14 protein-coding genes, 1 tRNA gene and 1 riboswitch are annotated in these 12,862 nt (G+C 66.4%); of the genes, 7 read left to right on the plus strand and 8 right to left on the minus strand.

All coding sequences use genetic code 11. From position 1 onward, the window contains the following. Positions 1-22 precede the first annotated feature (22 nt). The 7 genes from FRZ44_RS03195 to FRZ44_RS03225 form a co-directional block, all read right to left on the minus strand. The gene (locus FRZ44_RS03195) at positions 23-1,009 is read right to left on the minus strand and encodes a ribose-phosphate diphosphokinase (RefSeq protein ID WP_151175808.1); all 987 of its coding nucleotides are present in this window, start codon (positions 1,007-1,009) and stop codon (positions 23-25) included. 84 nt (positions 1,010-1,093) lie between these two features. After that, complete coding sequence (locus FRZ44_RS03200) at positions 1,094-1,537, minus strand: DUF2267 domain-containing protein (RefSeq protein WP_151175809.1); 444 nt, start codon at positions 1,535-1,537, stop codon at positions 1,094-1,096. 428 nt (positions 1,538-1,965) lie between these two features. Next, positions 1,966-2,784 carry a hypothetical protein gene (locus FRZ44_RS03205; protein ID WP_151175810.1) on the minus strand — a complete coding sequence of 273 codons (819 nt, stop codon included), beginning with the start codon at positions 2,782-2,784 and terminating at the stop codon, positions 1,966-1,968. Next, a complete protein-coding gene (locus FRZ44_RS03210) occupies positions 2,682-3,563 on the minus strand; it encodes an ATP-grasp domain-containing protein (RefSeq protein WP_151175811.1) in 882 nt (293 codons plus the stop codon). The genes FRZ44_RS03205 and FRZ44_RS03210 overlap by 103 nt, the downstream gene beginning before the upstream one ends. Continuing rightward, positions 3,557-4,357, minus strand: a complete 801-nt coding sequence (locus FRZ44_RS03215) for a hypothetical protein (RefSeq protein WP_151175812.1) — start codon at positions 4,355-4,357, stop codon at positions 3,557-3,559. The genes FRZ44_RS03210 and FRZ44_RS03215 overlap by 7 nt, the downstream gene beginning before the upstream one ends. 24 nt (positions 4,358-4,381) lie before the next feature. After that, complete coding sequence (locus FRZ44_RS03220; RefSeq protein ID WP_151175813.1) at positions 4,382-4,909, minus strand: hypothetical protein; 528 nt, start codon at positions 4,907-4,909, stop codon at positions 4,382-4,384. A 12-nt stretch (positions 4,910-4,921) separates the two neighbouring features. Further along, positions 4,922-5,290, minus strand: coding sequence for a pentapeptide repeat-containing protein (locus tag FRZ44_RS03225; protein WP_191908391.1), 369 nt, complete (start codon positions 5,288-5,290; stop codon positions 4,922-4,924). Between the two features lie 559 nt (positions 5,291-5,849). Here FRZ44_RS03225 and FRZ44_RS03230 point away from each other — a divergent pair. From FRZ44_RS03230 to FRZ44_RS03245, 5 genes are all read left to right on the plus strand, one after another. Then, on the plus strand, positions 5,850-7,052 hold the full coding sequence (locus tag FRZ44_RS03230; protein WP_151175815.1) for a serine hydrolase domain-containing protein: 1,203 nt from the start codon (positions 5,850-5,852) through the stop codon (positions 7,050-7,052). Continuing rightward, positions 7,049-8,083, plus strand: a complete 1,035-nt coding sequence (locus FRZ44_RS03235; protein ID WP_151175816.1) for a DNA polymerase beta superfamily protein — start codon at positions 7,049-7,051, stop codon at positions 8,081-8,083. The genes FRZ44_RS03230 and FRZ44_RS03235 overlap by 4 nt, the downstream gene beginning before the upstream one ends. A gap of 3 nt (positions 8,084-8,086) precedes the next feature. Then, positions 8,087-8,884 (plus strand): nucleotidyltransferase domain-containing protein, encoded by a 798-nt coding sequence (locus FRZ44_RS03240; RefSeq protein WP_151175817.1) that lies wholly within the window; start codon positions 8,087-8,089, stop codon positions 8,882-8,884. 103 nt (positions 8,885-8,987) lie between these two features. Then, on the plus strand, positions 8,988-9,146 hold the full coding sequence (locus FRZ44_RS26965) for a hypothetical protein (protein WP_191908392.1): 159 nt from the start codon (positions 8,988-8,990) through the stop codon (positions 9,144-9,146). A gap of 158 nt (positions 9,147-9,304) precedes the next feature. Next, positions 9,305-9,378, plus strand: a tRNA-His gene (locus FRZ44_RS03245). Positions 9,379-9,392: 14 nt separating this feature from the next. Here FRZ44_RS03245 and FRZ44_RS03250 read toward each other — a convergent pair. Further along, positions 9,393-9,632, minus strand: coding sequence for a helix-turn-helix domain-containing protein (locus tag FRZ44_RS03250; RefSeq protein ID WP_151175818.1), 240 nt, complete (start codon positions 9,630-9,632; stop codon positions 9,393-9,395). Between the two features lie 912 nt (positions 9,633-10,544). Here FRZ44_RS03250 and FRZ44_RS03255 point away from each other — a divergent pair. Together FRZ44_RS03255 and FRZ44_RS03260 are read left to right on the plus strand one after the other, a co-directional pair. Continuing rightward, positions 10,545-12,146 (plus strand): TROVE domain-containing protein, encoded by a 1,602-nt coding sequence (locus FRZ44_RS03255; protein ID WP_151175819.1) that lies wholly within the window; start codon positions 10,545-10,547, stop codon positions 12,144-12,146. Positions 12,147-12,230: 84 nt separating this feature from the next. Beyond that, positions 12,231-12,563, plus strand: a complete 333-nt coding sequence (locus tag FRZ44_RS03260) for a hypothetical protein (protein WP_225308531.1) — start codon at positions 12,231-12,233, stop codon at positions 12,561-12,563. 95 nt (positions 12,564-12,658) lie between these two features. After that, a riboswitch (yybP-ykoY riboswitch) is annotated at positions 12,659-12,810 on the plus strand. Positions 12,811-12,862 lie beyond the last annotated feature (52 nt).

A 12,862-nucleotide genomic window follows, 5' to 3' on the forward strand; every position in this document is an offset into this window, starting at 1 on the left:
CACGGCGAGGACAGGACGGAGCCTAGCCCTCCATCAGGTTTACGAGCGATCCGCCGCTGTGGATGCGCCGGATCGCATCCGCCACAAAGGGCGTCGTGTCCAGCAGGATTACTTTGGAGCCGACGGCCTCAGGGGGAAGCCGGAAGGGGGGAACCGTGTCGGCCACGACGATCCTCTCCAGCGTCTCTTCGCTTAAAAGGGCTTCAGCCTTGCCCATGAACAACCCATGGGTGGCCGCGGCAAGAACGCGCCGCGCGCCGTTCTCACGGCAGGCCCGCGCCGCGCGCACGATCGTGCCGCCCGTGCTGATCAGATCGTCGAAAATGATCGCGGTCCGGTCTTTCACCTCGCCCACAAGGGCGCTACCCCGGACAACGCCGCCCGCACGGTACTTCTCGACGAACGCGCTCGCGACGGGCCGGCCGATGCGCCGGCTGAGCTGAGCCTGAAAGCGCTCCGCGCGCTTGACGCCCCCGGGGTCGGGGGACACGACCGTGATGTCGCTGTCGGCGAGGGCGCCTGCAAAGTGCTGCACGAAGAGACCGGTCGCCTCCAGATGATCGGTACGGCAGCGAAAGGCGTTCTGGTACGCCATCAGATTATGCACATCGACGGTCACCACCCGATCGGTGCCGACCGCCTCGAAGAGGGCGGCGACATAGCGTGTCGTGACGGGATCGCGGGGTTGCGTTTTCCTGTCCTTCCGGGCGTAACAGAGATAGGGGATCACCGCCGTTACGCTGGCCGCGGATGCGTCCTTCAAGGCGCCGATGAAGAACAGCAGGCGGCACAGCTTGTCGTTCACGCTCTCTTTCATATCGCTGTAAAGCGACTGAACCACGAACGCGTCCTTGTTGCGGAGGTTGGCAAGCGATCGCGCCTTATGCTCGCCATCCTCGAATTCTCGCTCTTCGTGGCGTTCGAGCAGCTGCCCGAGGTTCCGGGCCACTCGCTCGCCATAGTCGTGCGAGGCATTCAATGCAAAGAGCACGAGTTCCGCATTGACCATCACGGTTCTCCGGAATGCATGAGCCGCCGGCGCACCAGCTCACGTCGTCGGGGCCGGAAATCAAGCTGTTGCAGCGGGCCCACCTTACTCGCTCGTTGGAATCGTCGGCCATAGCTGGCGCAATTCCGGCGGAAGGATCTTGACCAGCTTGTTGAACTCGCCGGGATCCAGCCGCTGCCGCAACGCGATGAACGTGGCCCGTGCCGCCCGCTCCGGATCGATCGTCGATCCCTTGGGCAACTGACGGCGCACATGCTCGACAAAGCCCTCGAGATGCCTCTCTTTGGTCGGTGTCCCTGCCATATGCCAGCCTTCGTAATAGGCGCCACGGACAAGCAACGGCAGCTGCGCCCCGAGATGCGTGCAGTTCTCCGGCCCGATCCGGTCGCGTAATGCATGCAAGGCCGCCTTGAGCGCCGTATAGGCGCTCTCGCGGTCTTCAATCTCCAGCTCGTGTGTGACGATCTTCAGCCAGGCATTCGTCTCTTGAAGCGTCTTGTCGAAAACGGCTAGGCCGGTGGCGCTCATCGGAGCCTCCTTACGGACATGCGGAAAATCGATCGGGTGGCTCCATATGCCCTGACTTGGGCACCTTATCCATGACGTGGGTCAATCCGAACCGACGGCCATGCCGGCCGCCGTCGGCGGGGATGGGCGCGGATTCGTGCTGGAAAGCCCCGGGAACGCCGGCTGCCGTTGATCCGGGTCAAAGACAAAGTCTGGTCTTCCCCGCGAACATTGTTCATTAGAATTCGATGACGAAGACCGCTCGCCTGTCGGGAAGAAACTCAGGTGGGACGGAACGAATGTCGGTTTCGCCCCGGTTCATGCAGGCGGAGGACGGACATCACGTCCCAGCGCATCGCTGTCGGACTCGACGGCTCAGATCACGTCCGGATCCCTTCTGGGGGGTCGCGAATCAGGGGCGCGAGAAGGCTTGGGCTTTTGCTGTCCCGTCACCAATGCAGGATCCAGATGCCGTTGATCCGCACCCCGTGACCCTGCAGCGTGATCCGCTCGTCGTCGTCGCGGATCTTGGGCACACGGCCCAGACGGTGCAGCAGCAGGCCCGAATGGAGCGCGAGGGTGCCGAGCTTGTAGGGATGAAAGCTCTTGAACTTGGTCTCCTTGACCTTGTCGAGATCGGGCTCCATGCCGAGCTGCACCATGCGCGTCACGTCGTTGGGCGTGACGTTCCAGCTGTCGAGCCCGCCGCCGGCCTTGGGCAGCACGATCGGCATGGTGAAGGAGATCGGCGGCACGCCGTCGAGCTTCCGGCCCCACGGCAGATACTGGTATTGCTGGTCGAAATGCACCGGCGCGCCCGAGGCGCGATAGATCGCCTGGCCCAGGAAGATGTGGAATCCCGGCAGCGCGAAGCGGTCGGTCAAGGTCACCGGCTCGCCGATTTCGGCCTCGATGCCGGCGCGCACCCGCTCATACATGGCGCCCAGCGCCTTCTTCAGCGGCTTGTTCGCCCGAGGCGAGCCCTTGACGTAGTCCTCGATTGGATTCTCCGAGCAGCAATAGTCGAGATACGCGGCGGTGCCGAGCGAGTAGAACTCGGTCACGCCCGTGGTGCCGCGCGGGATCCAGTGCTTGCGCAAGGGACCGGTGACGGCGCGATAGAGCGCCTTCGTCTCCTTCGCGTCGAACAGCGGAATGTCCTTGATCAGTGGCGAGATTTCAGACGTTCGACCAACGAATGCGATATGGCGCCGTTCGCGCGCGTGTCGTAGCCGTCGTAGCCCGGCATCGGGTTCGCTTCCAGACACCAGAACCTCCCTTGCTCGTCCAGCTTGAAGTCCCATCCGGCGAAGATCAGTCCGGCCTCCCGCGTCGCCCGCACCAGCTGGTCGGCGAGATCCGTCGGCACCGGGAACTCCCGGAATCGCGCGACGTCGGTGCGGTAGTCGACCGCGTCGCTCTCGATCATCTCGCCATGCAGGGCGTCGCCCACGACATGGATGCGCAAGTCGCGCCCCACGATGCGCCGCTGCAGATGAACCGGCCCGCGCCCCGTGACGAAGCCGACGAAGTCCTCCGGCGCGACGGCGCGGGTGTCGGCGCGGATGCCCTGCACCGATTTGGCGATGGTCGGCCCCGCCGCGGCGAAGGCCGACAGGCGCTCGGCGCTGCTGGAGGTGAGGCTCGCCGGCACGGCGAAACCCTGCCGGCGCAGCCAGGCCTCGTGCAGCGGCTTGGAGCCGTTGTCGGCTGCATGGCCCGGACGGTTGATGACGACACCCTCGCTCTGCTCGAGCCAGGCGGCGAGCCCGCCCACCAGCGACCGCCAGCGCCGCCTGACCTCGCGCTCCTCCACGACCGGCGAGAGATCGATCAGCCGGCAATAGATGGCGTCGTCGGGCGCCAGGGCCAGGCGCTCGCCGGCGAACTCGAACGAAGCGGGCTCCTGAGAGCCCAGGGGCAGGTGCCAGCTTCCTTCGACGGCGGCGCGCAGATTGAGCAGCCGCAGCTCGGCGCCCATCCCGGTGGCAGCGCGGGCGAAATGGACCAGCGTCGGGTCGCTGTCGATGCCGATTGCGGTCAGCATGCGAGCGCCTCGATCAGGGCCGGTGCCACCTCTTGCCAGATCGGCAGCAGCTGGTCGACGCGGGGATAGGGATCGATGCGCGCGAGACGCGTCTGCTCGAGCCCGGCATCGAGGCCCCAGGTCACGACCAGGAATCCCAGCCCCAGATTGCGCGCGATGGCGATGCTGCGGGCTTCGAGATCGAACGCGTCGAGGGCGACGGTGGTGGAGCGCCAGGCTTGCCGCTCCACCACCACCACACGCTCATAGGCTTCGCTCTCGATCACCGGCCGCGCCCGGTAGGGCGCATCGCCCGTGTCGGGCGAGGTCCAGCGCCGCGTGCGGCCGCGCATATCCTCGACCGCCCAGGCGCGATCGTCGGGCGGGCCGGCATCCGTCTCGTCGCGGGCATAGAGCTCCAGCGCCATGCCGGTGCGGGCGCGCCGCTCGGTGATGGCGCCGGAATAGCACCAGCCGGCCTCGAACCCGCGCGTCGTCGGCCGGTTCAGCACCGGGGAGCGGGCGAGCGCCCCCGCCGCCCAGAGGACCGCCAGGCTCTCGCCGCCGAGGAAGCGGGCATCGGAATCGAGATTGGGGACCGGCGGCGGCGCCGGGCGCAGCAGCATCGGCAGGTCGGGCTCGACCCGGGCGCCCTCGGCCTCGCCGAGGATGGTGAACATCCGCCCCGCATCCTCATGCGTCACCGCCACGAGGCGGCGGTCATGGCGGCGCGCTTCCGCGGTCATCAGGGTCGCCATCGGATCGCGCGGGTCGGCGACCAGCAGCAGATCGATGCCGGCTTCCGGGCGGGACATCAGGCTTGCCCTCGGTCGCGCGGCTCAGATGACCGGACCGCTCTTCAGCAGATTCTGCATCCGCTCGCCATGAACCTTGCCCACCTGGTCGATCAGGTTCCAGTTGAGGGTGGCCGGCAGGCCGTAGCGGATCATGGGGTCGCCCTGGTTCTCCGCAGCACCCAGCTTGGTGTCGCTCTTCTCCTTGAAGTCTTTTCCTTCCTTGAAGTCCTTGCCCTCCTTGAAGTCTTTCCCTTCCTTGAAATCCTTGCCCTCCTTGAAATCCTTCCCTTCCTTGAAGCCCTTGCCCTGATTGCCGCCGAGGCCGCCCAGGCCGCCGACGGTGCCGGCGAGCCCGCCGGCCTTCCAGCGATCGACGCCGTCGACGCCGCCATTCTTGCCGTCGGCCTTGCGGTCGGGCGAGGCCGCGATCGCGGCGCTGATCAGATCCTGGACCGTTTTCGCCGTGCCGCGCCGGTTCTCGCGCGCCATCTGGGTGAGGAGATCGCGGCGGTGCGTGAGGGACAGGAACGCGCCCGGCTTGGACGCTTTCGGTTTCGATCGGCGAGCCATGATCCCCCTCCCTCAGCGGCCGGTGAGCTGCTTCAGCAGCTCGCCGACATTGATGCCGTCGACGACCAGGCCCTCGACGTCGCAGTTGCGCAGCTCGACGCCGCGGAAACTGGCATTCTCCACGATGCAGCCATCGAAGCCGCAGCCCTGGAAGGTGCTGCCTTCGAAGTTGCTCTCGCTGAAGAGGCAGTTGAGATAGCGGGTTTCCGAGATGACCGAGTGATCGTGGCGGATCCGCGTCAAGGTCGAGCTCGCCATGTCGGCATTGGCGACCAGCATATTGGGCTGGATCAGCGGTTGCGGCTGGGTGGCGCCACCCGTTTTCGCACCGCGAGATCTGGCGGCGGCCCGTTTCGGCCGCAGCTTCCTGGCTGCATTCATCGTGAACCTCCCCAAAGGCGCCGAGCGACCGCTCAAAGTCCGTCTCGGTGCGGAATACAATCTTATGCCGCCGCGGCGAGCTGACAACCGCATAGCGGTTAAGCCGCACCGCGGAAATGCGATCGCTCGCGGCGGCGGACATCCTTGCCGGCGCGGCGATGACGCGCGCGCGATCGCTCCTTCTTCATCGAGCAGGCCCACGATCTTGGCGACGCGTCACAGGATCCCGATCCCGTCCGCTGTGGTCGTTCGCGCTCCGACCGCAACAGATATGGCGTCAGTTTTTTTGAATGACGCGCCAATCAAGGAACGGCACGGCTGGTCATGTCGCTTTCGGCTGCTTTCGTCCTCTTCGAAGCGAAGGAGTCGATTCCTCCCAACGAGGGCCGGTCGGCCTCGGCAGGCTGTGGTAAATCTGTGTCGGGAGGGTCGGCCCGTCCCCCTCCGGCCCCGGAACGAACCACCCCGCCGGGGGTATTGCGCGGGTCCGCAGGGCCAGCTTTCCTGCCTCAATAATTGACCGACCCTCCGCGGCTGCAACCCACAGGCAATGCGACTCATGACCCAGACCCGGCTGATGCAAGCCCTCCCGTCCGACGCCGACCATCAGGTGACGCTGGCCAACTGGCGGCTGCCGCCCTTCAGCCGCTGGGCCTTCCACCATGTGCGCGAGGTGCTGCCCACGGCCAATATCGCGGGCGGCGGGGCCGGCGCCGCGTTCCGACGCTCCGAGCGCAAGATCGCGCAGGTGGCGTTCCAGGGAGCGGACGGCAAGGAATGGAACATCGGCCGGCTGCTGTCCGAGACCTTCACCGACGGTTTCATCCTGCTGCAGCGCGGCCGGGTGCTGAGCGAGTGGTACGACGCCGGCCAGACGCCGGAATCGCCGCATATCGTCTTCTCCGTCAGCAAATCGATCTCCGGCACGCTGGCCGGCATCCTCGTGGACCGCGGCCAGCTCGATCCCGACGCCCCGGTGACGCGCTATATCCCGGAGGCGGCCGGATCGGCTTATGGCGATTGCACGGTGCGCCATGTGCTCGACATGACGGTCTCGATCGATTTCGAGGAGAACTATCTCGATCCGCATGGCGTGTTCGGACGCTATCGGCTCGCGACCGGCTGGAACCCGCTGCCCGAGGGCACCAGGCCGACCGACCTGCGCGGCTTCCTGGTCACGTTGAAGCGCGCGCAGCGTGCCCATGGAAGTCTCTTCCACTATGTGTCACCCAACTCCGATCTGCTCGGCTGGATCCTCGAGCGCGCCTCGGGCGTGAATTACGCGCAGCTCCTGAGCGACGCGATCTGGAAGCCGATGGGCGCCGAGCAGGACGCCTATGTCACGGTCGATCGCTTGGGGGCACCACGCTCGGCCGGCGGCATCTGCGTGACCTTGCGCGACCTGGCGCGCTTCGGCGAGATGATGCGGCTGCGCGGGCTCGTCGACGGCAGGCAGGTCGTGCCCGGCGGCTGGGTCGACGACATCACGCAGAACGGCGATCCCAAGCCCTGGCAGATTTCGGAGGCCGGCAAGCTGTTCGCGCCCAAGGGCCGCTATCGCAGCAAATGGTACATCATGGGCTATCCCTCCGGCGCCTATTGCGCGGTCGGCATCCATGGCCAGTGGATCTATGTCGATCCCGCGGCCGACATGGTGATCGCGAAGCAGTCCTCGCAGCCGCTGCCGGTCGACGTGCCGATGGACACGCTGCTGCTGGCGGGCTTCGACGCCCTCGGCCGCTGGCTCGAGAAGACCGCATGAGCGAAGGCCGACGATCCGGTCTTCCCGATGAAGACCCGTCGGCCGCTTCGCCCGAATTGATCGTCGAGATGCGGGTCGGTTCGCATCTCTATGGCACCGACACGCCGCGCTCCGATCTCGACATCAAGGGCGTCTATCTGCCGGCGGCGCGCGATATCTTGCTGCAGCGGGTGGCGCCTTCGCTGCTGCAGGCAGCAGCGAAGGCTCCGGGCCAGCGAAATCAGGCCGGCGACCAGGATTGCGAATATTACAGCCTGCAGCGCTATCTCGAGTTTCTGGCCGAGGGCCAGACCGGGGCCCTCGACATGCTGTTCGCGCCCGAGGGCGCGATGCTGCGGCCACCGGCGCCGCTTTGGTACGAGATCCAGGCCGCGAGCGGCCGCCTGGTGACGCGGCAGGCCGCCTCCTTCCTGCGCTATTCCCGCCAGCAGGCGGCCAAGTTCGGGATCAAGGGATCGCGCGTCGCGGCGGGACGACGGGCGCTGGCGGTCCTGTCGGCGGCCGAAGCCCGCCTCGGGACCACGGCGAGGCTCGAGGAGATCGCCGACGAGCTCGCGATCCTGGTGCAGGGCGCCGAGCATCTGGGCCTGGTCGATCTGCCGGCGCCGGGAGGCGAGGCCGTCCCGCATCTGGAGGTCTGCGGCCGCAAGATCTCCTACCGCGTGTCGATCAAGACGGCGCGCGAGATCGTGCAGAAGTTGGTCGAGGAATATGGCGCCCGGGCCCTTCAGGCCGAGCGCAACGAGGGCGTCGACTGGAAGGCGCTCTCTCATGCGGTCCGCGTCGGACGCGAAGCGGTCGAGCTGCTGCAGACCGGGCGGATCGCCTTTCCGCTGCGCGAGGCCGGCCATCTGAAGCGGATCAAGGCCGGCGAGATACCCTATCAGCTCGTGGCGGAGGAGATCGAATCCCTGCTGGTCGAGGTCGAGACCGCCGCCGCGGGTTCCCGACTGTCGCCGACGCCGGACCGCGGACTCATCGAGGAGCTGGTGAGCCGCGCCTATCGGCAGCAGATCGAGCGGGGGCCCTGACTCATGGCCGGCGATCGGTATATCGACGGCGCGATGGAGCAGCGGATCCAGGCCGAGCTCGCCGGCATCGAAGCCCGCGAGCGGGTCCGGATTCTCCTGGCGGTCGAATCGGGAAGCCGTGCCTGGCGCTTTCCGTCGACCGACAGCGACTATGACGTGCGCTTTCTCTATGTCCGCAGCCTCGAGCAATATCTCTCGATCGAGGCCGTTCGCGATGTGATCGAATGTCCGCTCGAGGGCGATCTCGATATCGGCGGCTGGGACCTGCGCAAGGCCCTGCAGCTCATGATCAAGTCGAACGCGGTCCTGATCGAGTGGCTGACCTCGCCGGTGCGCTATCGCGCGCAGACCCGGTTCGCGGAGCGGTTGCTCGAGCTGGCGCTCTCGCATTGCGATCCGGCGGCGCTGGCGCATCACTATGACCGGCTCGCGCGGTCGAGCTTCGCCGAGATCCAGTCGGCTGAGGGGCCGGCGCGGTTCAAGACCTATTGCTATGCGCTGCGGGCGGCGCTCGCCCTGGTCTGGATCCGGCAGCTCCGGCAGCCGGCGCCGATGGGCCTGCCGCGACTCCTGGCGGTCCTGCCGGCGGGATCTTCGCTGCGGCGCGCCATCGACGAGCTGGTCGCGCGCAAGGCCCAGGCGACCGAAGGCGACCTCTCTCCGCGCGTCGCCGCGATCGACGACTTCCTGGCCGAATGCCTGGAGACGGCGGCGGAGCGCCCGGCATCGATCGGCTCGCCCGCGGCGCTGGCCGACGCCAATGCTTTCTTCGCGGCCGTGTTGCTGGCCGAAGGCGCTTGACGCCCGCCGCGTCTTCCCTTAGAAACCCGCTCCCGCACAGGTTGTGCGATCCATTCTTTCAGACCAGGAACCGAGACCGATCATGTTCGCGACAGGGATATCGATGCTGAGGACGGCGGCGGTGAAAACCGCGATCGCCGGCGGCATGGGTCTGTTCGCGGCCAGGATCGCGAACGGGCTGATGCCGGCCGTGGCGCATGGGAATGGCCGGATTCATGGCCATTTCAGGGCCTGGGCTTCGGATGGCGTGACGGCGATGTAGCCCGTCACGACAGGTCTTCGGATGAAGACCCCACCCGAGCCCTCGCTTCCAGCGGGCCGCTCCGGTGGGGTTTTTTATTGCTTCGGGCGCAACCGCGGGATGCCGCGGTCGCGAAGGGGAGGGGCTGCGCGAAAGCAGGAATGAAGAGAGCAATTCTGGTGGTCGTAGCTCAGTGGCAGAGTGTTCCGTTGTGACCGGGAAGATATCGGTTCGATTCCGTTCGACCACCCCAGACTGAGGCGATGCCTAGCGGCGGCGGGAAGGACGCAACCGCACGCCGAGGCCTTCGCGTTCGTTGCCGATGAATTCGACGCCGGCCTTCTCGAGCACCGCTTCGATCGCTCTCAAGGTGCTGACGCGAGGATCGACATTGTCGCTCTCGATCATGTTGAGGGTGACGACGGAGATCGCCGCCTTATGGGCCAGCAGGGCCTGCGTCCATTTCAGCAGGCCCCGCGCGGCCCGGATCTGCGCGCTGATGATCATGAGAGAAATATAAACTGTACTGAAAGAAAAATACAGTTTTGACTTGACGGGACGGCAAGGAAATGACATTTTCCGCGCCGCTTCGATGGAGGGCCTACCGGCGCGGGCCGGCGTTCGAAGGGTTATCGCTTGAACTGCGGGAGTTGGGGGTTCGAGTCCCTCCGGCGGCGAGAGTTGCCGTAGCTCAATTGGTAGAGCACCGCCCTTTGACAGAAACATGCCCGCGTCGCCGTGAGACGACGATTGGGTAGGATGTGATTGATGGATACCGGCACGGGCCGGAGCTCGAGGGTTACCTCAGGACGTGAAGGACGCGGGTTCGAATCCCGCCGCGTGCCGCAAGGCGCCGTAGCTCAGCGGTAGAGCGTCGCGCATAGGCTTCGGGCACAACATGTCCGTGTCGCCGAGGGACGACGCCTTGGAATTGAATGACGAGTGTCGGCACGGGCCGGTGTTCGAGGGTTATCTGCATGGTAAGCAGGTGGTCGGGGGTTCGACTCCCTCCGTTGCCGATCACGGTCGGCATCGTAGCTCAACGGTAGAGCTCCTTATCCTCGGCGAAAACATGTCCGTGTCGCCGATGACATGAGTTGGATTGAATGACGGATACGGCGCGGGCCGGCAATCGAGGGTTATCCCCTAACCCAGGCAGCGGGATCGGAGTCCCGCAGGCATCAAGGATGCTGCCGCCCTCGACAAAGCATGCCCGCGCCGGCAAGGCCTGAGAAAGCCGAGCGGCATCCTGCCGGCGCGGCAGAACGAGGACGCATTGATTTGGCACCGGAACAAAACCGGCGGCGGGCCGAAGGACGAGGGTTATCTGGTGGCGCGGGTTCGATCCCCGCACGGCATCTGATGCCGTAATCCCTCTCCATCCCATGCCCGCCGTCCATATTCTTGATGGAGGCGGGTATGACCGATTACGCACGGCTTTTCTCTTTTCGTCGGACCCCCCAGTCCGAGCCCATCCCCGGTACCGTGGCGAACACGGCCGGTGGCCATGCCTTTCCGGTCGATGACTGGGTGCGGCTCGACCGCTTCCTGGTGCTGGGATCGGAGGGCGGCAGCTACTATGCCGGCGAGCGCCAGCTGACGCGCGAGAACGCGGAAGCCGCGATCCGCTGCATCCAGGCCGATGGCCCGCGCGCCGTTGCCCGCATCCTTGCGGTCAGCGAGAGCGGCCGCGCGCCCCGCAACGATTCGGCGATCTTCGCGCTGGCGCTGGTCATGGCGCTGGGCGACGAGGCGGCCAAGCGGGCGGCCTTCGCCGCTCTGCCCCGGGTCGCGCGGACGGGAACGCATCTGTTCCAGTTCGCCGAGACGGTGCAGGGCCTGCGCGGCTGGGGCCGCGGCCTGCGCCGGGCGATCGCCGGCTGGTATCTGGCGCGTCCGGTGGAGGCGCTGGCCTATCAGCTGATCAAGTATCAGCAGCGCAACGGCTGGTCGCACCGCGATCTGCTGCGCCTCGCGCATCCCCTGACGGACGAGCTCGCGCGTCGCGATCTCTTCGACTGGGCCTGCCGGGGCACGGTGAGCGAGCGCCTGCCGGCGGTGATCGGGGCCGCGGCCGAGCTGGCCAAGGCACCGTCGCCGGCAGCGGCGGCGGCCCTCATCCGCGGGCATGACCTGCCCCGCGAGGCGGTGCCGACGTCGTTGCTGAACGAGCCTCTCGTCTGGCGGGCGCTCCTGGAGCGCATGCCGATGACGGCGCTGGTTCGCAACCTGGCGAAGCTGACCACGGTCGGCCTGGTCAAGCCGTTCGGCGAGAGCCTGCCGCTGGTGTTGTCGGCGCTGGGCGATGCCGAGCGGATCCAGCGGGCACGGCTGCATCCCTTGTCGCTGCTCCTGGCCTTGCGGACCTATTCGCAAGGCCGGGGCGATAAGGGGTCGCTGCACTGGGAGCCGGTGGGTCCGGTGATCGATGCGCTGAACGCCGCGTTCTATACGGCGTTCCGCGCCATCGAGCCGACCGGCAAGCGCGTGCTGCTGGCGCTCGACGTCTCGGGCTCGATGGGCTCGGGCCGGGTTGCCGGAAGCGCACTGACGCCGCGCGAGGCGTCGGCCGCGCTGGCGCTGGTGACGGCGGCGACCGAGGCGAACCATCACATCGTGGGGTTCGCCGCGGCCGACAAGCGCAGCTGGGAGAGCGGGACGGCGATGGCGCCGTTGTCGCTCTCTCCCTCGATGCGGCTGGACGATGCGGTCAAGGCCGTGTCGGGCCTGCCGTTCGGGCGGACCGACTGCGCGCTGCCGATGCTCTATGCGCTGGAGAAGCGGCTGGAGGTGGATGCGTTCGTCGTCTACACCGACAGCGAGACCTGGGCGGGGACCGTGCATCCCGTGCAGGCGCTTCGCCAGTACCGCGAGCAGTGCGGCATCGCCGCTAAGCTGGTGGTGGTCGGCATGGTGTCGAACGGGTTCAGCATCGCCGACCCGAACGATGCCGGCATGCTCGACGTGGTGGGTTTCGATACCGCCACGCCGGCCGTGATCGCCGACTTCATCCGGCAGTGAGGAAAACCGCCACGTCGAGGCTCAGGGCCTTGGCGTGGCGGCGCTTCGGTCTGGTAAAATGATGCCATGAATACAAATGAGACCGTGACGCTCTATAGACCCGTCGGCCCGAAGGAGCTGGAGCTGATTCCGCAAGGCGGATTTCGCGCCTTCCCGGCCCGCCTGCCGGAACAGCCAATCCTCTATCCAGTTCTCACCGAGGCCTACGCGATCAAGATCGCCAGTGATTGGAACGTCAAGGCATCGGGCGCTGGTTACGTCACGCGCTTTCGGGTTCGCAAGCCGTTCCTTGATGGTTATGAGGTGCAGAACGCGGGTGGCTCGCAGTATCAGGAGTATTGGATACCTGCTGAGGACCTGACGGTGTTCAACGAAAACATCGTGGGACTGATCGAGGTCACGGCTTCGTTCCCTTAACTCGGGTCGCGACTCGTTCCGAGTTCCGCGGGTTCCCTGCGCCGTTCCGCCGCCAGGCAGGGTGTTGATTTTCCGGATCGGCGTCTTTAATTTCCCCCGCATCCATTGGGGAGTAGCCGTCTCCGGCCTTCATCGGAGAGTTCGCGTCAACACACTTGGTGGCTCGTTTCGGCGGGCCGCCATGGCGCGAATGGCGAAGCGGGGGATCGAGACCTCGTTGCGACTGGCGAGACCTTTGGCATCGATTCCTTTCACCCGGGCCGGGCGAGGGGATGTCGGCGCCATCGGTTTTGATCTCT

This window comes from Hypericibacter terrae (assembly GCF_008728855.1).
Classification (GTDB): Bacteria; Pseudomonadota; Alphaproteobacteria; order Dongiales; family Dongiaceae; genus Hypericibacter; species Hypericibacter terrae.

What these genes read in the sequence shown, in the direction of transcription:
- FRZ44_RS03195 (WP_151175808.1), bottom strand. Translation starts at nt 1,009, where the DNA reads ATGGTCAATGCGGAACTCGTGCTCTTTGCATTGAATGCCTCGCACGAC.
- FRZ44_RS26965 (WP_191908392.1), top strand. Translation starts at nt 8,988, where the DNA reads ATGCTGAGGACGGCGGCGGTGAAAACCGCGATCGCCGGCGGCATGGGT.
- FRZ44_RS03235 (WP_151175816.1), top strand. Translation starts at nt 7,049, where the DNA reads ATGAGCGAAGGCCGACGATCCGGTCTTCCCGATGAAGACCCGTCGGCC.
- FRZ44_RS03210 (WP_151175811.1), bottom strand. Translation starts at nt 3,563, where the DNA reads ATGCTGACCGCAATCGGCATCGACAGCGACCCGACGCTGGTCCATTTC.
- FRZ44_RS03250 (WP_151175818.1), bottom strand. Translation starts at nt 9,632, where the DNA reads ATGATCATCAGCGCGCAGATCCGGGCCGCGCGGGGCCTGCTGAAATGG.
- FRZ44_RS03220 (WP_151175813.1), bottom strand. Translation starts at nt 4,909, where the DNA reads ATGGCTCGCCGATCGAAACCGAAAGCGTCCAAGCCGGGCGCGTTCCTG.
- FRZ44_RS03215 (WP_151175812.1), bottom strand. Translation starts at nt 4,357, where the DNA reads ATGTCCCGCCCGGAAGCCGGCATCGATCTGCTGCTGGTCGCCGACCCG.
- FRZ44_RS03240 (WP_151175817.1), top strand. Translation starts at nt 8,087, where the DNA reads ATGGCCGGCGATCGGTATATCGACGGCGCGATGGAGCAGCGGATCCAG.
- FRZ44_RS03225 (WP_191908391.1), bottom strand. Translation starts at nt 5,290, where the DNA reads ATGAATGCAGCCAGGAAGCTGCGGCCGAAACGGGCCGCCGCCAGATCT.
- FRZ44_RS03255 (WP_151175819.1), top strand. Translation starts at nt 10,545, where the DNA reads ATGACCGATTACGCACGGCTTTTCTCTTTTCGTCGGACCCCCCAGTCC.
- FRZ44_RS03200 (WP_151175809.1), bottom strand. Translation starts at nt 1,537, where the DNA reads ATGAGCGCCACCGGCCTAGCCGTTTTCGACAAGACGCTTCAAGAGACG.
- FRZ44_RS03230 (WP_151175815.1), top strand. Translation starts at nt 5,850, where the DNA reads ATGACCCAGACCCGGCTGATGCAAGCCCTCCCGTCCGACGCCGACCAT.